We start from the raw sequence: 21,995 nt of genomic DNA, 5'->3' as shown, positions 1-21,995 counted from the left end.
GTCCCGATCCGGGAGGTGGGCTGCTCAGCGAGTGGCGGTCGTACGCAGTTGGTTGATCATGGCGTTCGGGTCGTCGGCACCGAAGACGGCCGAACCGGCCACGAAGGCATCGGCTCCGGCGTCGGCGCAGCGTTCGATGGTCTCGGCGGAGACTCCGCCGTCGACCTGCAGCCAGATGTCCAGACCGGTCTTGGTGATCAACTCGCGGGCGGCGGTGATCTTGGGCAGAGTCAGGTCGAGGAACTTCTGTCCGCCGAATCCGGGCTCGACGGTCATGATCAACAACATGTCGATTTCCACCAGCAGTTCGGCGTACGGCTCGATGGGGGTGGCCGGCTTGATCGCCATCCCGACTCGGGCCCCCTTGGCGCGGATCTCCCGCGCCAGCCGGATCGGCGCCTTGGCGGCTTCGAGATGGAAGCTGACCGACTCCGCCCCGGCTTCCGCATAGCCCGGCGCCCAGACGTCCGGCTCCTCGATCATCAGATGGATGTCCAGGAACTTGTCGGTGACCTTACGGATCGCTTCCACCACAGGCAATCCGAGCGTCAGGTTCGGTACGAAGTGGTTGTCCATCACGTCGACATGCAGAGCGTCCGCGTCCGGGATCTGCTCGATCGAGGACTGCAGGTTGGCAAAGTCCGCCGACAACAGGCTGGGCATGATCTTGCTGGTCGCGTGATGGTGCACGGCCGCGAGTCTACGATGCTTGCCCCGCCCGATCGGTCTGCATGCCGTCCAGCATCAGGTCGACGTACCTCATCCGGTCCTCGGCGATCCGGCTCGGCAGTGCCGTGGGGCCGACCGCGCCCGGGATGCCGGCGTCGCGCAGATCGTCTCGGTGTCGGTCCGCGACGCCAAGCCCGGCAACAAACTCAGCAGCGGCGTCCACGGAGAGGTCGACGAGCACCTGCGCGGCAGCGACGTGCCGTACGCGATCGTGCAGCCGACCATGTTCATGCAGAACCTGCTTCGCGACCTGCGTGACGATCGGTTCCATGGTGCCTACGGCACGGCACCGGCCAACTACATCGACGCTCGTGACATCGGCGACGTTGCTGCGGCGCTGCTCACCGGACGGGTCGGACCGTCCCGGGACTACCTGTTGACCGGGCCGCAGTCCCTTACCCACCAGGAGATCGCTACGGCGATGACCGTCGCTCTCGGCCGGGAGATCCGCTATGTCGACCTGCCGCCGTCGGAGCTGGCGCAACGCTTTCGCGACGAGGGCGTCCCCGAGCCGTACGCGACCGACCTGCCGGCCGCGCAGACGGCGTCTCCGCTCAGCTGGGCTGAGGTCAACCGCACCGTCGAGGAGGTCACCGGCCGGCCCGCACGAATGCTGAACGAGTTTCTCCGTGATCACGCCGACGTTCTTCAGCGCTGAGCCAGGCCGCGAGGCCGTGAGTGATCACCGCCGCGGGCCTCCAGAGCTCGCTACCTTCAGCCGGACACGCGCAGCAACGCTGCGAACATCGCGTCGGTGCCGTGTCGATGCGGCCAGAGCTGGATGAACCGGCCGACCGCAGCGTCCTCGACCTCCGGAAGCAGCGCCGGCGCGTCGAGCAGGTCAAGATCATCGTGCTCGGACAGCACCTCGGTGACGACGGCTTCGGTCTCGAGCCGATGCGGCGAGCAGGTGACGTAGGCGACTACACCGCCCGGGCGCAGAGCCGCGATCGCGTTGTGCAGCAGGGATTTCTGCAACGGATGCAGTTGATCGACGGCGTCGGCGTCCCGTCGCCAGCGCGACTCCGGCCGGCGGCGCAGCGCACCAAGGCCGCTGCACGGCACATCGGCGATCACCCGAGCGAAACTGCCCGGTCGCCAGGCCGGACGGGTGCCGTCGGCGGTGATCACCAGCCGCTCATCGGACTGGGGATAGGCCCGCAAGGCGGCAGCCACCAGCCGGGCTCGGTGCGCCGCGATCTCGCCGGCCAGGAAGGCAGCGCCGTGCTCGCGGGCGAGTCCGGCCAACAACGCCGACTTGCCACCCGGGCCGGCACACAGATCCAGCCACGGACCGTCGGCGGCCTCGGCCCGGGCCAGCGCCAGCGCGACCAGTTGGGAGCCCTCGTCCTGAACACCGGCCCGGCCCTCGGCGACAGCGGGCAGGAGCGCCGGATCGCCGGTCCACTGCGCCGCGTACGGCGAGTGCCGGCCCGGACGGGCTCCCGCGTCGAGCAGTTCCTGCACCGTTGCCAGGCCGGGCCGGATCACCAGTGAGGAGACCGGCTGGACGTTGTTGGCCCGCAGGGCCGGCTCCAGTTCGGTCTGTGGCAACAGGTCGGCGTACGCGTCGACGATCCAGCGTGGATGCGCGGTCCGCAGTGCCAAGGCGTCGGGCGCCGGCCAGCCGTTGCTGATCTTGGTCACCCAGCCGCCGTAGTCATCGGCGCTGATCTTGCGCAGGATGGCGTTGATCAGACCGGTGACACGGCGTCCGACGGTTGCCGCGGCCAGTTCGACCGTCGCCGACACCGCCGCGTGATCGGCCACCCGCATCGCCAGCAGCTGATGAGTGCCGAGCCGGAGCAGATCGAGCACGGCCGGTTGCAAGCTGTTGAGCTTACGGCCTCCAGCCCGCTCGATGATCGCGTCATAGCTGCCCTGCATCCGGCAGGTCCCGCTGAACAGTTCGGTGGCGAAGGCGGCATCGCGGGCCGGCATCTGCCGTTGGCGCAGCAACTCGGCCAAGATCAAGTTCGCGTAGGCGTCCTCGGCGTGCACCGCACGCAAGGCGTCGAAGGCCAGCAACCGGGCCGGATCGGCGCCGCGCGGCCGGCTCTGGCGGCCCCGACCGCGGCTGCCGAGCTTGCCGCGGCCGTTGCCGCCGTCCCGAGGTGCGGCCGACTTGTCCGGGCTCATCCGCCCAGCCGCTCCCCCGGCTCGAAGCTCACGCCCCGAGCCCAATCCGCTGCCTGCATGGGCTTCTTGCCCTGCGCCTGCACCTGGGTCAAGATCAAACTTCCGGCCCCGGTGCCGACTCGGACCGACTTCTTGGTGATCTCCAGTTCGCCCGGATCAAGATCATCCCGTTCGTCCACGGTCGCGGAGTTGATCTTGAACCGATCGCCGCGGAAGGAGCTCCAGGCGCCCGGTGCCGGGGTGCAGCCGCGGATCAGCCGATCCACCACGATCGCCGGCCGAGTCCAGTCCAGCCGGGCGTCGTCGACGGTGATCTTGGGTGCCAGGCTGATGCCGTCGGCCGGCTGCGGCTCGGGCGTCAGCGTGCCCGCCTCGATGCCGTCCAAGGTCTGCACCAGCAGCTGCGCACCGGAGAGCGAGAGCCGGTGCAGCAGATCACCGGCGGTGTCGGTCGCGCCGATCGGATCGGTGACGGTCCGATAGACCGGACCGGCATCCATCTCCTTCACCAGCGAGAACGTGGCCGCACCGGTGATCTGGTCACCGTTGATGATCGCGTGCTGCACCGGCGCCGCCCCGCGCCAGGCCGGCAGCAGGGAGAAGTGCAGGTTGACCCAGCCGTGCTCGGGGATGTCGATCACCCGCTGGGGGATCAGCGCACCGTAGGCGACCACCGGGCAGCAGTCCGGCGCCAGCTTGGTCAGCCGGGTCACGAAGTCGGCGTCTCGCGGCCGCTCCGGCCTCAGGATTTCCAAGCCCGCCTCGGCCGCCCGCGCTGCCACCGGGCTCGGCTGCAGCCTGCGTCCACGGCCGCTGGGTGCGTCCGGCCGGGTGACGACCGCGACCACCTCATGGCCGGAATCGAGCAGGGCTTCCAGGGACGGTACCGCCACCTCGGGCGTACCGGCGAAGACGAGTTTCACGAGCAGGCAGTCTATTGAGCCGCCCCGGCCGGTCGGATGCGCGGTCTCAGCCGATCTGGATCGGATCGACCTGGATCCGCAGTGCGCCCTCGGCCTTCTTGGCCGACCGCGTCGCGACGACGGCTCTGGTCGCAGCAACCAGCTCGCTGCCGAGCGACAGCGGCGCCCGCAGCGTCAGCCGGTTGATGATCACCTCGCCGGAGGCCGACGGGCCGATCTCGACCGGGCCGAGCAGCTCCGTCGGCTGCGGCGACTTCAGCAGTTGCCCGAACTCCGTCAGTGCCTCGGCCCGGCCGTCGACCGTGATCAACTTCACCGCCGGCGGGAAGTGCGCCTCGGCGCGTTCAGCCAGCTCGCGGGCCGCGAAACCGGCAGGGTCGAGCCGGACCAGCGCCTGCAACGTACGACCGGAACTGTCGCCGACCGCGATCACCGAACCGCCCTGCTCCCCCGACCGGACCAACGCGGTGGCGCCCAGCCAGCGACGCAATGCTTCCTCGCCCGCGCGCAGGTCGGCGCGCAGCAACATCAACGGCGTGTCCAGCAGTACGGCCGCCGCATAGCCGCCGGCCGCGATCGGTTCGGCGCCCGGGGTGGCCACCACCAATGCCGGGGTGTCGGGCACCTCGGCCAGTACCCGGCCGCCCATCGACTGGCGAATCGTCGTGGCCGGGAAGGCCCGACCCAACTCCTCTGCGGTGCGCCCGGCGCCGACGACCGGTGCCCGCCAGCGCTGCGAGCCGCAGTTGTCGCATCGCCAGTCCGGCAGTAACCGACCGCACCACCGGCAGGACAGCAACACCTCCGGCAGGTCCGATCGCTGATCATGATCATCCGGAAGTTGATCTTGATCGGCCGCCGACAGCAGGTCGAGTTGATCATGGTCGGCGGCCGTACTGATCTTGCCCTGCATCTGCGGGTGCGTCTGCGCCCCAGCAAGCGAGCGTCGGGAGGCGCGGGTCGGGCCGTGGCAGTGCGAGCAACGCACCGGCTCCCGGCAGTCCTGACAGCTCAACGACACCAGATAGCCGCTGCGCGGGACCTGAACCAGCACCGGTCCCGCGGCCAGACCCGCTCGGATGGTCTCGAACACGTCGTGCGGCAACCGGGCCGCGTGCGCCGCCGGATCCCGGTCCAGGGCTCGATCCGTGTCGGCGGCGATCTTGATCTTGGGTGCAGTACGGCGCAGCACCGTACGCTCGGCGGCAAGTTCGGTGAGCCAGCCACGGTCCACCATCCGCTGCACCTCGCAGCTGCGCGCGTACGAGCCGAACAACACCGCTGCACCGGCCTGCGCGGCCCGGATCGCCAGCACCTCGCGGGCGTGCGGATACGGTGCCCGCTGCTCGGCGAGCAGATCGTCCCCGTCGTCGTACAGCCCGACCAGACCAAGATCACAAACCGGTGCGAAGGCGGCCGCCCGAGTCCCGATCACCACCGGCACGTCGCCTCGCAGCGCGGCCAGGAACGCGCGATAGCGGGCCGCCGGACCAAGATCAGCTGTGAGCGCGACGAAGCCCTGCTTCCCCAGCACCTGCTCGCACGCCGCCCGGAGCCGATCAAGATCACGGGTGCCGGGCACGATCAACAGACTGCCCGCACCCCCGGCCAGGGCGGCCGCGGCGGCGCAGGCCATCCCGTACGCCCAGTCACCGGCGTCGGCGGCGCCGGCGTCAGCGGAGGGAATCAGCTGCCAGGCCGCCCGTGGCCGGTCGCCGCGACGCAGCGCACCGAGAAAGCCGGGTCCGGTCGGGTAGCGGGAGAACGGACCGTCAAACTGCTGCGGTTCGACCGGCGGGCGGCGTACCGGATCGGCCTTCTCGGTGGCCGCATGCCGCGGTGGCACCGCCAATCGAAGGACGTCGGCATAGCTGCCCGCGTAGTGGTCGGCGACGGCCCGGATCAGCCGATCGACCGCCTCAGTGAGCACCGGCTCGGCGGAGACCACCTTGTAGAGCGGCGCCAGCGTGCCCGGATGATCGGTCTCGGCCACCCGCTCGACCACGAACCCGTCCCGCAGCTTGCCGGCGAACCGGACCCGCACCCGCGCACCGGGCACCGCCTCGGCGTCCTGGCTCGCGGTCACCGCGTAGTCGAACGGGCGGTCCAGATGCAGCAGCGAAACGTCCACCACCACCCGCGCTACCGGCAACTCCGGTTGGTCGGCAGGCAGTTCAGGCACTGGCAAAGATTCTCATACCGCACCACCACTACGCTGGTGCTGTCCACAGGGCGCCTGTGTGCGCTCGTCTTCTGGCGTAGCACAGTGCTACGCTGACAGGCGTGGAGAAGGTTCCGATTCGGGAATTACGCAACCAGAGCAGCAAGGTGCTGGCCCGCGTCGTCGCGGGCGAGATCATCCAGGTGACCAGCAATGGCGTTGTCCAGGCCGTTCTTGTGCCGCCGGAGATGACTCCGATCGAACGTGGACTGATCAATGGAGCGATGACTCCGGCGAAGACGACCGCGCCGGTGAGCGGGATTCCGAGGGTGAAATCACCGACTCCGTTGGCGACGATCATCGACGATCTCAAGGGCGACCGGTGAGCTCGGCTGATCCGTTGTCGGCAACGGCATCATCGGGCGAGCCCAGGTACTACTACGTGGACTCTTCGTCCTGGTGCAAACTCCTCATAAATGAGGACGAGAGCGCGGCGCTGGCCGCGTTCGTCGATCACGTTCACAGCGTCGGGGGCGGATTCCTGTCTGCCGACCTGCTGGTCACCGAGGTCTGGCGAACGGTGCACCGAATAGACCACGACTCCGGCAACGTCGCCGTCGACCCAGCGAACGTGACGGAGGTGTTGAATCGGGTCAACCTCTTCACCCCCGATCGATCGATCTACCGCGACGCCGCCCACCTCTTCGCGGGCCAGGCTGTGCGATCCCTGGACGCGATCCATGTCGCCCAATGCCTGGCAGTCGATGCCGACGTCTTCATCTCATACGACGAGCGGCAACTTGCCGCCGCCCGGTCGGTCGGCATCAAGACCCACTCACCCCGCTGAACAATTCGCGGCCTGAACAATGGGGCGCTGAACGATAGCGGGATCGTCCCGGGACGCCCGCGGGCGTCAGCCCTTGACGGCGGCGGCCAGTGCCTCGGCGCGGTCGGTGCTCTCCCAGGTGAAGTCGGGCAGTTCGCGGCCGAAATGACCGTAGGCAGCGGTGCCGGCGAAGATCGGCCGCTTCAGCTTGAGGTCCTGCACGATGGCGCCGGGGCGCAGGTCGAAGACGTCGAGCACCGCCTGCTGGATCTGCTCGGTCGGCACCTTCTCGGTGCCGAACGTGTCGACGTAGAAGCCGACCGGATGCGCCTTGCCGATGGCGTAGGCGACTTGGCACTCGCAGTGGTCCGCGAGCCCGGCGGCCACCACGTTCTTGGCCACCCAGCGCATCGCGTACGCGGCCGAGCGGTCGACCTTGGACGGATCCTTGCCGGAGAATGCGCCGCCGCCGTGCCGGGCCATCCCGCCGTACGTGTCGACGATGATCTTGCGACCGGTCAGACCCGCGTCACCCATCGGGCCACCGATCTCGAACCGGCCGGTCGGATTCACCAGCAGCTTGTAGTCCGAGGCGTCGATGTCGTACTTCTCGACGACCGGCGCGACCACGTGCTTACGCACGTCCGGAGCCAGCAGCGCATCAAGATCGACATCGGCCGCGTGCTGGCTGGAGACCACCACGGTGTCCAGCCGGACCGGCTTGTCGCCGTCGTACTCGATGGTCACCTGGGTCTTGCCGTCGGGACGCAGGTAGGCCATCTCGCCTTCCTTGCGGGCGAAGCTGAGCTGCTCGGCGAGCCGGTGCGCCAGGTCGATCGGCAACGGCATCAGATTCGGCGTCTCGGTGCAGGCGAAGCCGAACATCAGCCCCTGGTCGCCGGCGCCCTGGAAGTCGAACTCGTCGGTCGACTCGCCGGAACGCGTCTCCCACGCCTTGTCGACGCCCTGGGCGATGTCCGGCGACTGCGCGCCGATGGCGATCTGAACACCGCAGGAGGCACCGTCGAAACCCTTGGTGGACGAGTCGTAGCCGATGTGCAGGATCCGGTTGCGGACGATCCGCGGGATCTCTGCGTACGCCTTGGTGGTCACCTCACCGGCCACCACCACCAGGCCCGTCGTCACCAGAGTCTCGACCGCGACCCGGCTGTCCGGATCCTGTTCCAGCAGGGCATCCAGTACGGAGTCGCTGATCTGGTCGGCGATCTTGTCCGGGTGCCCCTCGGTGACCGATTCCGAGGTGAACAGGCGTGTGGCCATCGGATGAACCTCTCGTGGGAGTCGATGTGTTGGACAGCTGTGTCCAGAGTCTTTCGCGATGTCGATCGGACCGAAGCGGGACACACCTCGATTGCGGCAGACCTTACCGCTCGGATCTGACCTGGAGCGCGGCATCCAGGATGTGATGCGCCAGCAGTTCCTTGGACCCGGCCAACGCCGGCGGAGTCTCGGACTCGTCGGCGCTGCCGCCGATGATCCGGATCTCCGAGTCGGCCCGGCCGAACACCCGGCCGTGGCCGACCGCGTTCAGCACCAGCAGGTCGCAGCCCTTGCGGGCCAGCTTGTCGCGGCCCAGCGAGATCAGCTGCTCTGGTGTGTCGGCGGTCTCCGCGGCGAAGCCGACCAGGACCTGACGCTGGTCGGTGCGGGCGCGGACCAGACCGGCGAGGATGTCTGGATTCTGCACCAGGGAGAGCTCCAGCCCCTGATCGGCGTCAGCGGAGGAACTCTTCTTGATCTTGCTCGGCTGCTCGCTGGCCGGTCGGAAGTCGGCCGGTGCCGCCGCCATCACGACGATGTCGGCACCGTCGGCGGCCTTGCCGACCTGCTCCTCCAGCTCGCGGGTGGTGGTCGCGGTCCGTACCTCGGTGCCGGCCGGATCGGGCAATGTCACGTTGGCCGCGACCAATGCGACGTCGGCTCCACGCAGCACCGCGGCCCGGGCCAGCGCCCAGCCCATCCGCCCCGAGGACGCGTTGCCGATGAAGCGCACCGGGTCGAGCGGCTCGTGGGTGCCGCCGGCGCTGATCACGATCCGCAGCCCGGCCAGATCCCGGCGCGCCGCGGCGGCAGCGATCGCCGGGCCGGCCAACACCGTACGAGCAATGGTCGCGAGCTCTTCCGGCTCAGGCAGCCGCCCGGGACCACTGTCCGCGCCGGTCAACCGGCCGGAGGCGGGATCGACGACGACGGCGCCACGATGGCGCAGCGTGCTGACGTTGTGCTGGGTGGCCGGGTGCCGCCACATCTCGGTGTGCATGGCCGGGGCGAAGATCACCGGACAGGTGGCGGTCAACAGACAACCGGTGAGGAGATCGTCGGCCCGACCGGCCGCAGCCCTGGCCAGCAGGTCGGCGGTGGCGGGGGCGACGATCACCAGGTCGGCCCGGCGGCCGAGCGACACGTGGCGGACCGAATCGACCTCGGTGAAGACGTCGGTGCTGACCGGATGACCGGACAGCGCCTCCCAGGTCGGCGCGCCGACGAAGCGCAGCGCGGCCTCGGTGGGAACGACGGTGACATCGTGCCCCTCGGCCTGGTCGCCGGATTCCTTGAGGCGACGCAGCAACTCCGCCGCCTTGTAGGCGGCGATGCCACCGGAGACGCCCAGCAGGATCCGGCTCATCGAGCGTCAGGCGCTGGGCGGGGTGTCGTCAAAGGTCGGGGTGGGGACCTCGTCGACGCTCAGCCCGTCCTCGACCGCGGACAGACTCGGCTGCTCGCCGTCGGTGTCGCCCTCCTCGCCCTCGATGCAGTTCAGCACGCCGGCGTTGACCTCGCGCAGCGCGATCGACAGCGGCTTCTCCTGGACGCCGGTCTCGACCAGCGGGCCGACGTGCTCCAGCAGGCCCTCGCCGAGCTGGGAGTAGTAGGCGTTGATCTGCCGGGCTCGCTTGGCGGCGAACAACACCAGCCGGTACTTCGAATCGGCCTTGGTCAGCAGTTCGTCGATCGGCGGGTTGTTGATGCCCTGGAAGGCAGTCTGGTTCTCGGTCAAGATGCCCCTTCGAAACGGGATGGGTGGACTGTCCTGGTCGCCTGAGGTGCTGTCACCTGAGGTGAAGGCACGCCAAAGCGCGCCCGGAAGTCAAAGGCCCAGTAAGCCTACCAAGTCGGCGACGGCCTGCCCAACCTCGGTGTTGACGATCGTCTGGTCGAACTCGTCCTGGGCCGCCATCTCCTGACGCGCGGTCTGCAATCGGCGCTCGCGTTCGGCGGGATCCTCGGTGTTGCGGATCGCCTGGCGATGCAGCAGTTCCTCCCAGGTCGGCGGGGCGAGGAACACGAAATGTGCCTCCGGCCAGGTCTGACGCACCTGCCGGGCACCCTGCAGATCCAGCTCGAGGATCGCCGAACGGCCCGCGGCGAGGGCGTCGAGGACCGGCTGCCGCGGGGTCCCGTACCGGTGCACGCCGTGCACGACCGCCCACTCCAGCAGCTCGCCGTCGGCGATCAGCCGATCGAATTCGGCCGCGTCGACGAACAGGTAATGCACGCCGTCGACCTCGCCGGGACGGGGTGGCCTGGTGGTCACCGAAACCGACACCCAGACATCGGGATGGTCCCGGCGCAGCCGATTGACCACAGTGCCCTTGCCCACCGCCGTCGGTCCGGACAGCACGATCAGGTGGGCCGTGTTCGGCAGCCGGGACGGGTCCGCGGCAGACGACCGTACGGACTCATCCATCACGTTCTCCTCGGCCACGCCCGCTCCCCTCTCCTCGTTCGCCTGCATCGCTCTGATCGACGTCATTGTTGATCGGGCGGGAACTCGGCGACCAGGCCGTCGATCTGGTGCCGCCCGAGCCCGCGCAGCCGGCGATTCGGCGCGATCTTGAGCCGTTCCATCACCTTCGCGGCGCGGACGTCGCCGACCCGCGGCTGGGACTTGAGCACGTCGATCACCTTGGTGTGCGCGACCACGTCGTCCTGGTCGGCCAACTCGAGTACGGCGGCGATCGTCAGCTTGCCCGAGCGCAGCCACTCCTTCACCTCGGCTCGCCGGCGCCGGGCCGCGGTCGCGGCGTCACGCGCCTGCTGCCGCTGCTCCTCGCTCAGTGGTGGGATCGGCACAACAACTCCATCGATTACGGGCCCGCTTCTCTCGGCGTCATTGGGGTACGGCGCAACCGCTCGGAGCAGCTGCTTCGCCGCCCGGTGCGCTCTTGGGGCAACCTATCGCGGACACTGGCCCGGTCGCACCGGGGGCTGCGGCGGGTCCCTCGCGGATCGCGGGTCAGCGAAGAGCGGCCAGAACCGCGCTGCCGCCGTCCCAGCGTGCCGTCAATCGGCGGCTGCCATCCACCGGGATGCCGAGCACCCGCGCGATCCGCAGTTCGCCGCCGTCGATCGCGACCCGAACCACTGTCGATGCGTCCGGGTTCGCGAACTCGTCCTGTCGGTCCGGTCCGTCGTATCCGTCCGGTGTGTCCGGTCCGGACCCGTCCTGGGCCAGCAGGCGGAGCGTCTGCTCCCGCAGCCCGGTCCGCCGATCACCGTCCCACAACTCCAGCGCCGCTTGGTCCTGCTCACCGCGTACGGCCCGCAGGAAGCAGCCCAGAGCAACCGGGTCTGTGGCGGCGTCGTACACCCAACGGCGGCCGAGCACCGAGTGCTGCATGGTCGCGATCAACCCTTGGCCGTCTCGCTGTGGCTCGCCCCGGTAGGTCAGCACCGCGTGCAACAGCCGGTCGCCGCGCCGCAGCACGAACCCCTCGACGCCCACCTCCCCGGCCGGATTGTCGAACCGGTATCCGGCCACCTGCTCGATCTCGCCGCTGCCACCCCACGGCTGCCGATCGAGCCAGCCCCGCAACACCTCGGGCTTCGACGGAGTCAGGGTCGCCTTGTGAATGATCGCCACACCGGGACCCTAACCGGGGTCCGTGACCCACCGCCCCGAAGATCGGCCCGCGGCGTCTTCAGCCGCACTCGAAACGGGCGGCGTCCGATCAGCCGCACCGGAAATCGTCCCGCGCTCGCGGAATATCGGATGCGGGAGAGCATTTCGCGCGCGGCTGTGCCCGGGCCGGCGATATCGAACGTCCGGGTCCGCGGCGGAATCGAAGGAGGTTGGAGCACTCAGCGATGCGCTATGGGTGCCGTACCTCCTGAAATTGGAGGGTCCGGGTCGGGGCCTGGGCCGGGAGACTTCCGCGGAAGCGTCTGAGCGAGCTGCGCGCTGCGGTACGGATTGAATCTCCGCCTAGCCTCGATCTTTCGTCTGGCTCGTTGTTGATCATGGTTGTAGTGGTTGAGGCTTCGATCGATGGTGTGGGCAGGGGTGGGCTCCGGCGCTGTGTCCGCCGGTTCTCCGTGGTCCTTGGTCGTTGGGGTAGGGGCTGGTTGGTCAGGCGGTGCTCAGGCTGGTCCAGGCGTGGTCGATGTAGTGGTTCCAGGGCCAGCCGCGTGGGAGTCGCAGGAGGTGTCGGCGGCTGGTGTGGATGATGCGTCCGGCCACGGCGAGGATGCGGAAGCGGAGTCGTTTGGGTTCCCACCGGCGGATGTCGGCGGTGGGTTCGAAGGCCAGGGTCTGGGTCCAGGCCAGGAGGTCGGCTGCCAGGGCGACGATCTCGACCCAGATCCGGTTCTGGTTGTAGCCGTGGAAGGGCAGGTTGCGTAGTCCGGTGTCTTTCAGGGCGCGGATCCGGTCTTCGCAGCGGGCGCGTTGGCGGTGTCGGACTTCCAGCACCGGGATGGTCCAGCCCGGGCCGCGGGTGTTGGTGGCAAAGCAGGTGACCCGCCAGCCGTTGTGATCGGTCAACCTCAGCTGGGCGCCGGGATGGGGCCGTTCCCGGCGGGCGATCACCCGCATCTGGGCCGGCCACTCGTCCTGGCCACGGGTCAGGGGTGGCATCCACCGGGTGAGTTCGGCGACCTCGGCACCCTCACGCCGATCACCGTTGCTGTCCAGGGCCGGCTGCCAGGCCTGGTCCGGGATCGTCTCGATCGCGGCCGCGACCCGGTTGCTGGCCTTGAACCCGACGCTGTATTCCAGACCGGCAGCGATGACGTGGTCGAGGAAGTCTTTGTTGCCTGGTCCGGAATCGGTCCGCACCAGCACCGCGTCGCGTTCACCGGGCGGGAGTTGAGCCAGGGCGTGGTCCAGGGTGTTGATGTGGTCGGCACTGTCCATCGCCGAGGCCCATCCCGGCCGCAGATCGATGGCCAGCGTGTCGGCGGTGCCGTGTTCGCCGTGATCGACGAACGCGCAGATCGGATGGAACCCGTAACCCCGCTTATAGGTCCGGCCGGCGCCTTGTTTGTCCGAATGCGCGGTCACCAACGTGGGATCGATATCGATGATCACCTGCCCGCCATCGCGCTGCCCGGACGGTCCCGACACCGGCCGCCGCCGGGCCCAGACCCGGCCCCGGGCCGTCGCGTGAACCGAGCGGATCGCGGTCACCACCTCATCGACATCGGCGGCCAGTGTTGTGAACAGTCGTGAGATTATCGGGTCCGAGGCCACCGGGCCGAACACCTCAGGCTGGGCCCGGACCGCGGCCACATCGGCCAGACAATCCCCACCCAGGGCGACCGCGACAGTCACATCGAGCAGGATCTTGCCCGGATCATGCACGTAGCGATCGGCCCGCCACCGAGCCAACGCCCTCGACAAGGCCCGATCCAGACCGGCAGCCCGGATCGTCTCGGTCAACAACAACGCACCCGACGACGAAATCAACGACTCACGCCTGGGATCAAGAACCAGTCCGCCACCTCGGTTACGCTTCACCTGCGGAGTGCCTTTCCCCTTGGATGATTCACGACTCAGACAATCGCTAGTCTTCCAAGCAGGACAGGCACTTCCGTGTTTCAACCCACGGTCACAACACCAAGATCACGAAATATCGAGGCTAGCGGTCTTGCACAGTCGGCCTGATTTTCGTACGGAGTCGCCGGGACGTGGTCGGCGGAACTTGCCCGTCCCGGGCGAATGCGAACTGAACGACGCCGCATCCGCCAGCACCGCCAACGGCTCGGGTCCCGCGCATCCGCGCTCTGGGCAGCTCGGAGCGACCAAGCACTACCAAGCCGCTTCCCGCGCACGGTCGGCGCTCGCGAGCAGGTTGGAGCATGCGCGGGAGAACCGAACCTGCGCGGGATCGAGACTTCGCGTACGTCCGGACAGTCGATTTCGATCTTCGGCTCCTGCCCGGATGTTCTCCATCATGGGCGACGCACTTCCGCGTAAGCGTCTCGACCTGACCGAACGGCGTGGTACCAAGGTGGCCCAGGTTGCTCCCGTGTCGAGGACCCGGCCCGAATGCGGAATCCAAGGAGGTTCGGGCATTCAGCGGCGCGCTATGGGTGCCGTGCCTCCTGAAATCTGGACTGTAGAACTCTCGGCCGTGAAGCCGCGGCGTCACGAAGCGGGACGCTTCCGCGGAAGCGTCCCGACAACCTGACCGCGATCGGTACGGGGCAGGTTTTGCGCCGCTGTGTCGGGACCTGGCGGCGAATCAGGGGTCGGGCGAATCAGGGGTCGGGCGATTCAGGGTCAGGCGAATCAGGCCGTATCGCCGGCCAGTGACCGCTGGGTCTGTTCAACGGCGGCCCGAATCGTCACCGGGTCCGGGCCGACGGCCAGGATCGCGCGACTGCTGGACGGCAGCACCTGCGGGTACGCCGTACCGAAGACGGCGCGAAGATCGTCGACGGTGCCGCCCTGGGCGCCGAAGCCGGGGGCCAGGATGCTGCCACCCAGGTCGTCCAGGCGCAGACCGTGATCGGCCGGCACGGTCGCGCCGAAGACGATCCCGACGTTGCCCCACTCGCCGGCGCGTACCGCGTCCACGTTGCATGCGGCGACCTTGTCGATGATCGACTGGCTGATCATCCTGCCGTCGGCAGTGATCGCCCGCTGCACCTGGGGTGCCTCCGGATTGCTGGTCGCTGCCAGCACGTAGACCCCGCGGCCGTTCTGCTCCGCCATCGCGATCGCACCGTCCAGCGAACCGAAACCGAGGTACGGGCTGAGCGTGATCGCATCGGCAGCCAGCGGCGCGCCGTCGGCGAGGTAGGCAGCCGCGTAGGCGTCCATGGTGGAGCCGATGTCGCCGCGCTTGGCGTCCAGCAGGGTCAGTACGCCGGCCTCGCGCGCATCGGTGAGAACCCGTTCCAGCACAGCGATTCCGGCCGATCCGTACGTCTCGAAGAAGGCCGACTGGGGCTTCACGATGGCGACCCGGCCGGCCACCGCCTCGACCATGCCGCGGGCACAGCGCTCCAGTCCGTACGCGTCGTGCGGCAGTTGCCAGCGGTCCAGGATCCCCGGATGCGGGTCGATCCCGACGCACAGTTGCCCGTGCTTCTGCACGGCCGCACGCAGACGTTCGCCGAATCCGGTCCGAATCTGACTCATCGCTTGGTCTCCTGGTTGGTCCGCTGGTTGATCCGGTCGACGAGACCGGGGCCGTGATAGATGAAGCCGGTCAGCACCTGCAGTAGCGTTGCCCCGGCATCGAGCAGCGCGGCGGCGTCGTCGGCGGTCTCGATCCCGCCGACTCCGATGATCGGCAGCCGGGACCGCGCCGCGAGGTGTCCGACGACCTGCCGGGCGCGCCGGGCCAACGGTGCGCCGGACAGCCCGCCCGCCTGTGGTGCGAGCGCGAGGTCGGCGTAGTCGATGCCGTCTCGCGACAGTGTGGTGTTGGTGGCGATCAGCCCGGCCGCGCCGACCTCGGCGGCGACCTCGACCACCTCGTCCAGCGCGGGCTCGGTCAGGTCGGGTGCGATCTTGACGAAGATCGGCACCGGTACGGAGTTGATCTTGCTCGCTTCGGCGGTGAGGGCCGTCAGCAGCTCGGTCAGCGCCTTCCGGTCCTGCAAGGATCGCAGGCCCGGGGTGTTCGGGCTGGACACGTTCACCGCGACGTAGTCGGCGTACGGGGCCAGTTCCCTCAGCGAGCTCAGGTAGTCCTCGACCGCTTCATCCAGCGGGACGATCTTGGTCTTGCCGATGGAGATGCCGAGCGGGATACCGAGAGCGTTGTTGCCGCGTCGTACGCCGAGGCCGGACAGGCGGGCGGCCAGTTGCGCGGCGCCCGCGTTGTTGAACCCCATCCGGTTGATCACCGCACCGCTCGCCGGCAACCGGAACAGCCGTGGCTGCGGATTGCCCGGTTGCGGCTGCCCGGTGACCGTGCCCAACTCGGCGAAGCCGAAGCCCAGACTTCCCCAGCCATGAGCGGCGATCCCGTTCTTGTCCATCCCCGCCGCCAACCCGACGATGCCCGGAAAGTCGATGCCGGCAACGGTTCTGGGGGCGCGGTGCCGATTGAACGCCGCCGCGAGCGCGGCCCGGACCGGCGCGATCGTGCCCGCCCGAGCCAACCACCGCAGCGTCTGCTCGTGTGCCTTCTCGGCGTCGCCGCCGCCGATCCGGAAGATCATCGGCCGGACGGCCCGGTGGTAACCAAGATCAAGGATCTTGGTCAGCGGGGAGACCGGGTGTCGCGTCGCCACGACGCCCATGCGCGGCGGCTGATCCTGATCAGCGGTCGGCATCCGACTCACCGTCCGGTCGCGGCCTCCGCCGCCGAATCGGATGGCAACACCGACTTTTCCCAATCCTGCAAGGATTTCACGCCGACGCCGGCCGATCGGATCGCCTCGATCCCCTGGACCGCTGCTGTCAGCCCCTGCACCGTCGTCATGCACGGCACGTTGCGGGCCACCGCGGCGGTCCTGATCTCGTACCCGTCGAAACGCGGCCGTCCGTCGGTGCTTTGACCCTGCGGGGTGTTGAAGATCATGTCGACCTCACCGTCGGTGATCGCCTGCACGATCGTCTTCTCCCCTCCTGGTCCCGTGCCCTGGCTGTGCTTGCGTGTCCGGGTGACCGGGATCCCGTTGCGTTCCAGCACCGACGCGGTGCCCGCGGTGGCGAGGATCTCGAAGCCCAGCTCACTCAACAGTTTCACCGGCAGGATGATGTGCCGCTTGTCCCGATTGGCGGCCGACACGAAGATCCGCCCGGAGCTCGGCAGCGGACCGAAGGCACCGGCCTGGCTCTTGGCGAACGCGGTCCCGAAGGACTGATCGAGACCCATCACCTCGCCGGTGGACTTCATCTCCGGCCCGAGGATGGTGTCGACGGAGGCCCCGTCCAGGGTGCGGAACCGGTTGAACGGCATCACCGCCTCCTTCACCGCGACCGGCGCGCCGAGGGGTTCGTCGGCCCCGTCCCCGGTCGCCTTCAGCACGCCCTCGGTACGGAGTTCGGCGATGCTGCTGCCGAGCATGATCCGGGCCGCTGCCTTGGCCAGCGGGGTCCAAGTCGCCTTGGACACGAACGGCACCGTACGGGACGCCCGCGGGTTGGCCTCCAACACGTACAGCACGTCACCGGCCAGCGCGTACTGGATGTTCAGCAGACCGCGCACTCCGACGCCGTCGGCGATCGCCTCGGTCGACTTCCTGATCTTGTCGATCACCTCGGCACCCAGCGTGATCGGCGGCAGTGCACAGGCCGAGTCGCCGGAATGCACGCCGGCCTCCTCGATGTGCTCCATCACTCCGCCGAGATAGAGATCGGTGCCGTCGTAGAGCGCATCCACGTCGATCTCCACCGCGTCGTCCAGGAACCGGTCGACCAGTACCGGATGTTCCGGCGAGACCGCGGTCGCCCGGCGGATGTAGGAGGACAGCGAGCCCTCGTCGTAGACGATCTCCATCCCTCGTCCGCCGAGCACGTACGAGGGCCGGACCAGCACCGGGTAGCCGATCTCGTCGGCGATGATCTTGGCCTCGTCGAACGATCGCGCCATCCCGTGCTTCGGCGACGGCAGCCCGGCCCGGTCGAGCACGTCGCCGAAAGCGCCACGTTCCTCGGCCAGATTGATCGCCTCCGGGCTGGTGCCGACGATCGGAACTCCCGCGTCCTTCAACGCCTGCGCCAACCGCAGCGGGGTCTGACCGCCGAGCTGGACGATGACTCCGGCCACCGGACCGGCCTTCTGCTCGGCGTGGACGACCTCGAGCACGTCCTCCAAGGTGAGCGGCTCGAAGTACAACCGGTCGGAGGTGTCGTAGTCGGTGGACACCGTCTCCGGATTGCAGTTGATCATGATCGTCTCGTAGCCCGACTTGCTCAGCTCGATCGCCGCGTGCACACAGGAGTAGTCGAACTCGATCCCCTGCCCGATCCGGTTCGGACCGCTGCCGAGGATGATCACCGCGGGCTTGGTCCGCGGCTCGACCTCGGTCTCGAGGTCGTAACTGCTGTAGTGGTACGGAGTCCGGGCGGCAAACTCGGCCGCGCAGGTGTCGACCGTCTTGTAGACCGGGCGGAGTCCGAGCGCCCACCGGACACCGCGGACGACCTGCTCGTCCAGATGGCGCAGGCTGCCGATCTGTGCATCGGACAGGCCGTGCTGCTTGCCGTACAAGATCAACTCGGCGGTCAGCTCGGGAGCCTGGCGGATCTCCTCGGCCACCTCGTTGATCAAGATCAACTGGTCGACGAACCAGGGATCGATCTTGGTCGCCTGGTGCACCTGTTCGTTGGTCGCACCGGCCCGGATCGCCTTGTAGGCAACGCCGATCCGGCCGTCGTGCGGTCGAGCGGCCTGCTCCAGCAACTCGTCGACGGTCTCGGTGATCTCACCGGACACGTCGAACGGGGCGGACGGATTCTCCAGGCTGCGCAGCGCCTTGCCGAGCGCCTCGGCGAAGTTGCGGCCGATCGCCATCGCCTCGCCGACGCTCTTCATGTGCGTGGTCAGCGTGCTGTCGGCGGCCGGGAACTTCTCGAACGCGAACCGCGGCACCTTCACCACCACGTAGTCCAGCGTCGGCTCGAAGCTCGCCGGGGTCTCCCCGGTGATGTCGTTCGGGATCTCGTCCAGGGTGTAGCCGACCGCGAGCTTGGCCGCGATCTTGGCGATCGGGAAGCCGGTCGCCTTGGAGGCCAGTGCACTGGAACGCGACACCCGCGGATTCATCTCGATCACGATCATCCGGCCGTCTTCGGGATTGATCGCGAACTGGATGTTGCAGCCGCCGGTCTCCACACCGACCGAGCGGATGATGCCGAGGGCGACGTCGCGCATCCGCTGGTATTCGCGGTCGGTCAGCGTCATCGCCGGCGCCACCGTGATCGAATCGCCGGTGTGCACGCCCATCGGATCGAAGTTCTCGATCGAGCAGACGATCACCACGTTGTCGGCCCGGTCGCGCATCACCTCCAGCTCGTACTCCTTCCAGCCGAGGATCGATTCCTCGATCAACACCTCGGTGGTCGGGCTGGCGTCCAGGCCCGCGCCGGCGATCCGGCGCAGGTCGGATTCGTTGTGGGCAAAGCCGGAACCGACACCGCCCATGGTGAAGCTGGGACGTACCACCAGCGGATAACCAAGATCAGCTGCGGCGGCGATTACGTCGTCGAAGCTGTGGCAGATCCGGCTGCGGGCGACCTCGGCCTGTGCCTCGCCGTCCCGTCCCGGCGGCAGCTCGGTGACGATGGTCTTGAAGGACTCGCGATCCTCTCCGCGCTGGATGGCGTCCACCGAGGCGCCGATCAGCTCGACGCCGTACTTGGCGAGAATTCCCTGCTCCCACAGGGAAACCGCGGTGTTCAGCGCGGTCTGGCCGCCGAGGGTCGCCAACAGAGCGTCGGGGCGTTCCTTGTCGATCACCTTGGTGACGAACTCCGGGGTGATCGGCTCGACGTAGGTGGCGTCGGCCAGCTCCGGATCGGTCATGATCGTGGCCGGGTTGGAGTTGACCAAGATCACCCGGAAGCCTTCGGCCTTGAGCACGCGGCAGGCTTGGGTGCCGGAGTAGTCGAATTCGCAGGCCTGCCCGATCACGATCGGGCCGGAGCCGATCACCAAGATCGACTTCAGGTCGGTACGGCGTGGCATCAGGCGTCTCCCTCCGTCGAGCGCTGCGATCGCGATTGCATCAACTCGACGAACCGGTCGAACAAGTAGGACGCGTCATGCGGACCGGCCGCGGCCTCCGGGTGGTACTGCACGGAGAACGCCGCCAGCCTTCCATGATCATCACGGAGCTCCAGACCCTCCACCACGTCGTCGTTCAGGCAGACGTGACTGACTCGGGCGGTGCCGTACGGAGTCCGCACGTCCTCACCGATCGGCGCGTCCACCGCGAAGCCGTGGTTGTGCGCGGTGATCTCGACCTTGCGGGTTCCCAGGTCCATCACCGGCTGATTGATGCCGTGGTGTCCGTAGGTCAGCTTGTAGGTGCCGAGACCGAGGGCGCGGCCGAAGAGCTGGTTGCCGAAGCAGATGCCGAAATACGGCAGCCCGTCGGACAGGGCTTCCTGCAGCAACGTGACCTGGGTGTCTGCGGCAGACGGATCCCCGGGCCCGTTGGAGAAGAAGATGCCGTCGGCCCCGATCGCCTGCAGGTCCGCGTAGGTCGCGGTGGACGGCAGGACATGGGTCTCGATCCCGCGCTGGGCCATCCGATGCGGGGTCATCTGTTTGATCCCAAGATCGACTGCGGCGACGGTGAACTTGCGCTCCCCGATCGCCCGGATCACCGTGGGCTCGCCGACCGTGACGTCGTCGGCAAGGTGTGCGCCGCTCATCTGCGGCTGCTGCTTGACCCGTTCCAGCAGCTTGGCCGGGTCGAGTTCGGTGGTGGAGATGCCGACCCGCATGGCACCTCGATCGCGCAGATGTCGGGTGATCGCGCGAGTGTCGACGCCGGCGATTCCGACGACGCCCTGAGACTGCAGTTCCGCATCCAGACTGCGGGTGGATCGCCAGCTGCTGGGGATTCGGGCGGCATCGCGGATCACGTAGCCGGCCACCCAGATCTGGCGGGACTCGTCGTCCTCGTCGTTCCAGCCGGTGTTGCCGATGTGCGGTGCGGTCGCCACCACGACCTGGCGGTGGTAGCTGGGATCGGTGAGGGTTTCCTGATATCCGGACATGCCGGTCTGGAAGACCGCCTCGCCGAATGTCTCGCCCTCGGCGCCGTACGAGACGCCGGTGAAGGAGCGGCCGTCCTCGAGAACGAGGAGGGCGGGGATTCGAGCCCGGTTTCGGGCATGGTCAGGCTGAGGCGCAGAGTGCGACATCTACCGTCCTTTCCTGCCTCACGGGACAGGTCTTAAAGGTTGGCATGTACGCGGCAGACACTATCAGCACTGCGCCCCGATCGATCACCACCGGTACGTCCGGCTCAGCATCGGGCGTGCGGCGGTTTGGCTGTACGGGGTGTCGGCGACGGCTACGCTGACGCCCCGTGGGGATCGATCAGCCGGACGCCGATGAACAACGCCGGGTCGCCATCGGTGAGCTCGAGCGCGAACTGAGTCTGCTGTTTCGGCGTGCGCGTCGACTGTCGGAACGGATGGCCGGCCAGATCCACCCGGAACTGGATGCCGCCGGCTACGCCCTGTTGATCACCATCCTCGAGCTCGATCCCGACGGGCAGGGCGTCCGGGCGGTCGATCTGGCCGGGAAGACCCGGCTGCACAAGTCCACCCTCAGCCGCAGCCTGGCCGTGCTGGAAGGGCTGGGGCTGCTGGCCCGAGTCCGCGATCCGCAGGATGCCCGCGCCCGGTTGGTGACTCTCACCGACCAGGGTCGTACCGCCGTACGCGAATCCCGTTCCGGCCGCAGCGAACTGATGCTGCAGAGGCTGGCCGAGTGGGACGATGCCGACCTCTCCCAACTCGCCGAACTCCTCGGCCGCCTCAGCCGCGCCCTGACCGTCGACAACTGACCCCAGCGGCACCCTCGCCTCAGCCAGGCTCGAAACGCGCGCCTCGGGTGTGTGGCGCCGCCCCGAAACGAACACCGCACGAACCGCCGGCTGCCGTCGAACTCGTGAGTGGACCGGGACTGCGCAGGTCCTACGGCCCCTAACTGCTGGGCCCGGCCCTGGCCCCCGCGCAGTCTTCGCTCCCTTGCCGCTCGGCGCCGCAAGCCGCGCGCGAAAACGGCTCCCGCACCCGATGCCGACCGGCGCTGTCCATTGCCGCACGCGAAAACGGCTCCCGCACCCGATGCCGACCGGCGCTGTCCATAGCCGCACGCGAAAACGGCTCCCGCAGCCGATACCGACCGGCGCTGTCCATAGCCGCACGCGAAAACGGCTCCCGCAGCCGGAATTTCGAGTGCGGGAGCAGGTTTCGCGCGCGGCTGGTGACCCGGGCTGCGGGACTGCGTCTCGCCGCCGCAACTGGATCTCACCGCAACTGGATCTCCCC

General features: G+C 68.4%; 19 protein-coding genes. 4 read left to right on the top strand and 15 right to left on the bottom strand.

Annotation, left to right across the window (positions count from 1 at the left end):
- Positions 1-24: 24 nt before the first annotated feature.
- A complete protein-coding gene (gene rpe / locus FOE78_RS13360) occupies positions 25-663 on the bottom strand; it encodes a ribulose-phosphate 3-epimerase (RefSeq protein ID WP_143988794.1) in 639 nt (212 codons plus the stop codon).
- A gap of 46 nt (positions 664-709) precedes the next feature.
- Between rpe and FOE78_RS13355 the strand changes: the two genes are divergently transcribed.
- Complete coding sequence (locus tag FOE78_RS13355; protein ID WP_143986724.1) at positions 710-1,387, top strand: NmrA family NAD(P)-binding protein; 678 nt, start codon at positions 710-712, stop codon at positions 1,385-1,387.
- Positions 1,388-1,443: 56 nt separating this feature from the next.
- On the opposite strand, the gene FOE78_RS13350 is transcribed toward FOE78_RS13355, so the two are convergent.
- The 3 genes from FOE78_RS13350 to FOE78_RS24180 are packed head-to-tail and all read right to left on the bottom strand — an operon-like array spanning position 1,444 to position 5,973.
- On the bottom strand, positions 1,444-2,868 hold the full coding sequence (locus FOE78_RS13350) for an RsmB/NOP family class I SAM-dependent RNA methyltransferase (RefSeq protein ID WP_143986723.1): 1,425 nt from the start codon (positions 2,866-2,868) through the stop codon (positions 1,444-1,446).
- Positions 2,865-3,791 (bottom strand): methionyl-tRNA formyltransferase, encoded by a 927-nt coding sequence (gene fmt, locus FOE78_RS13345; protein ID WP_143986722.1) that lies wholly within the window; start codon positions 3,789-3,791, stop codon positions 2,865-2,867. Before fmt ends, FOE78_RS13350 begins: the two co-directional genes overlap by 4 nt.
- Positions 3,792-3,837: 46 nt before the next feature.
- The gene (locus tag FOE78_RS24180) at positions 3,838-5,973 is read right to left on the bottom strand and encodes a primosomal protein N' (protein ID WP_143986721.1); all 2,136 of its coding nucleotides are present in this window, start codon (positions 5,971-5,973) and stop codon (positions 3,838-3,840) included.
- A gap of 101 nt (positions 5,974-6,074) precedes the next feature.
- Here FOE78_RS24180 and FOE78_RS13335 point away from each other — a divergent pair, with 101 nt between their 5' ends.
- Together FOE78_RS13335 and FOE78_RS13330 are read left to right on the top strand one after the other, a co-directional pair.
- Positions 6,075-6,338, top strand: a complete 264-nt coding sequence (locus FOE78_RS13335) for a type II toxin-antitoxin system Phd/YefM family antitoxin (RefSeq protein ID WP_143986720.1) — start codon at positions 6,075-6,077, stop codon at positions 6,336-6,338.
- Between the two features lie 56 nt (positions 6,339-6,394).
- Complete coding sequence (locus FOE78_RS13330) at positions 6,395-6,799, top strand: type II toxin-antitoxin system VapC family toxin (protein WP_168207510.1); 405 nt, start codon at positions 6,395-6,397, stop codon at positions 6,797-6,799.
- A 66-nt stretch (positions 6,800-6,865) separates the two neighbouring features.
- Here the strand turns inward: FOE78_RS13330 and metK are convergent, their stop codons facing one another.
- From metK to carA, 11 genes are all read right to left on the bottom strand, one after another.
- Positions 6,866-8,059 carry a methionine adenosyltransferase gene (gene metK, locus FOE78_RS13325; protein WP_143986719.1) on the bottom strand — a complete coding sequence of 398 codons (1,194 nt, stop codon included), beginning with the start codon at positions 8,057-8,059 and terminating at the stop codon, positions 6,866-6,868.
- 103 nt (positions 8,060-8,162) lie between these two features.
- Positions 8,163-9,425, bottom strand: coding sequence for a bifunctional phosphopantothenoylcysteine decarboxylase/phosphopantothenate--cysteine ligase CoaBC (coaBC, locus tag FOE78_RS13320; protein WP_143986718.1), 1,263 nt, complete (start codon positions 9,423-9,425; stop codon positions 8,163-8,165).
- A gap of 6 nt (positions 9,426-9,431) precedes the next feature.
- On the bottom strand, positions 9,432-9,797 hold the full coding sequence (gene rpoZ / locus FOE78_RS24805; RefSeq protein WP_228265825.1) for a DNA-directed RNA polymerase subunit omega: 366 nt from the start codon (positions 9,795-9,797) through the stop codon (positions 9,432-9,434).
- Between the two features lie 90 nt (positions 9,798-9,887).
- Complete coding sequence (gene gmk / locus FOE78_RS13310) at positions 9,888-10,487, bottom strand: guanylate kinase (RefSeq protein WP_210415017.1); 600 nt, start codon at positions 10,485-10,487, stop codon at positions 9,888-9,890.
- A 62-nt stretch (positions 10,488-10,549) separates the two neighbouring features.
- On the bottom strand, positions 10,550-10,873 hold the full coding sequence (gene mihF / locus FOE78_RS13305) for an integration host factor, actinobacterial type (RefSeq protein WP_407662580.1): 324 nt from the start codon (positions 10,871-10,873) through the stop codon (positions 10,550-10,552).
- A gap of 163 nt (positions 10,874-11,036) precedes the next feature.
- Complete coding sequence (locus FOE78_RS13300) at positions 11,037-11,663, bottom strand: maltokinase N-terminal cap-like domain-containing protein (protein WP_143986715.1); 627 nt, start codon at positions 11,661-11,663, stop codon at positions 11,037-11,039.
- 486 nt (positions 11,664-12,149) lie between these two features.
- Positions 12,150-13,538 (bottom strand): IS1380 family transposase, encoded by a 1,389-nt coding sequence (locus FOE78_RS13295; RefSeq protein WP_323125687.1) that lies wholly within the window; start codon positions 13,536-13,538, stop codon positions 12,150-12,152.
- Between the two features lie 774 nt (positions 13,539-14,312).
- Positions 14,313-15,167 (bottom strand): orotidine-5'-phosphate decarboxylase, encoded by an 855-nt coding sequence (pyrF, locus tag FOE78_RS13290; RefSeq protein WP_143986714.1) that lies wholly within the window; start codon positions 15,165-15,167, stop codon positions 14,313-14,315.
- Positions 15,164-16,312, bottom strand: a complete 1,149-nt coding sequence (locus FOE78_RS13285) for a quinone-dependent dihydroorotate dehydrogenase (protein ID WP_228265824.1) — start codon at positions 16,310-16,312, stop codon at positions 15,164-15,166. The genes pyrF and FOE78_RS13285 overlap by 4 nt, the downstream gene beginning before the upstream one ends.
- A gap of 5 nt (positions 16,313-16,317) precedes the next feature.
- On the bottom strand, positions 16,318-19,671 hold the full coding sequence (carB, locus tag FOE78_RS13280) for a carbamoyl-phosphate synthase large subunit (RefSeq protein ID WP_143986713.1): 3,354 nt from the start codon (positions 19,669-19,671) through the stop codon (positions 16,318-16,320).
- On the bottom strand, positions 19,671-20,858 hold the full coding sequence (gene carA, locus FOE78_RS13275; RefSeq protein ID WP_143986712.1) for a glutamine-hydrolyzing carbamoyl-phosphate synthase small subunit: 1,188 nt from the start codon (positions 20,856-20,858) through the stop codon (positions 19,671-19,673). The genes carB and carA overlap by 1 nt, the downstream gene beginning before the upstream one ends.
- A gap of 167 nt (positions 20,859-21,025) precedes the next feature.
- Here carA and FOE78_RS13270 point away from each other — a divergent pair, with 167 nt between their 5' ends.
- On the top strand, positions 21,026-21,508 hold the full coding sequence (locus tag FOE78_RS13270) for a MarR family winged helix-turn-helix transcriptional regulator (RefSeq protein ID WP_210414569.1): 483 nt from the start codon (positions 21,026-21,028) through the stop codon (positions 21,506-21,508).
- The last annotated feature ends 487 nt before the right edge of the window (positions 21,509-21,995 follow it).

The sequence above is a fragment of the Microlunatus elymi genome (assembly GCF_007362775.1).
In the GTDB taxonomy this organism is placed as follows: Bacteria; Actinomycetota; Actinomycetes; order Propionibacteriales; family Propionibacteriaceae; genus Microlunatus; species Microlunatus elymi.
This window is presented reverse-complemented; position numbering and strand designations above follow the sequence as displayed.

Bases quoted from the DNA above. Each gene is read 5' to 3' on its own strand.
- FOE78_RS13350 (WP_143986723.1), bottom strand. From the start codon at position 2,868: ATGAGCCCGGACAAGTCGGCCGCACCTCGGGACGGCGGCAACGGCCGC.
- carB (WP_143986713.1), bottom strand. From the start codon at position 19,671: ATGCCACGCCGTACCGACCTGAAGTCGATCTTGGTGATCGGCTCCGGC.
- FOE78_RS13285 (WP_228265824.1), bottom strand. From the start codon at position 16,312: ATGCCGACCGCTGATCAGGATCAGCCGCCGCGCATGGGCGTCGTGGCG.
- rpe (WP_143988794.1), bottom strand. From the start codon at position 663: ATGCCCAGCCTGTTGTCGGCGGACTTTGCCAACCTGCAGTCCTCGATC.
- coaBC (WP_143986718.1), bottom strand. From the start codon at position 9,425: ATGAGCCGGATCCTGCTGGGCGTCTCCGGTGGCATCGCCGCCTACAAG.
- gmk (WP_210415017.1), bottom strand. From the start codon at position 10,487: ATGGATGAGTCCGTACGGTCGTCTGCCGCGGACCCGTCCCGGCTGCCG.
- carA (WP_143986712.1), bottom strand. From the start codon at position 20,858: ATGTCGCACTCTGCGCCTCAGCCTGACCATGCCCGAAACCGGGCTCGA.
- metK (WP_143986719.1), bottom strand. From the start codon at position 8,059: ATGGCCACACGCCTGTTCACCTCGGAATCGGTCACCGAGGGGCACCCG.
- pyrF (WP_143986714.1), bottom strand. From the start codon at position 15,167: ATGAGTCAGATTCGGACCGGATTCGGCGAACGTCTGCGTGCGGCCGTG.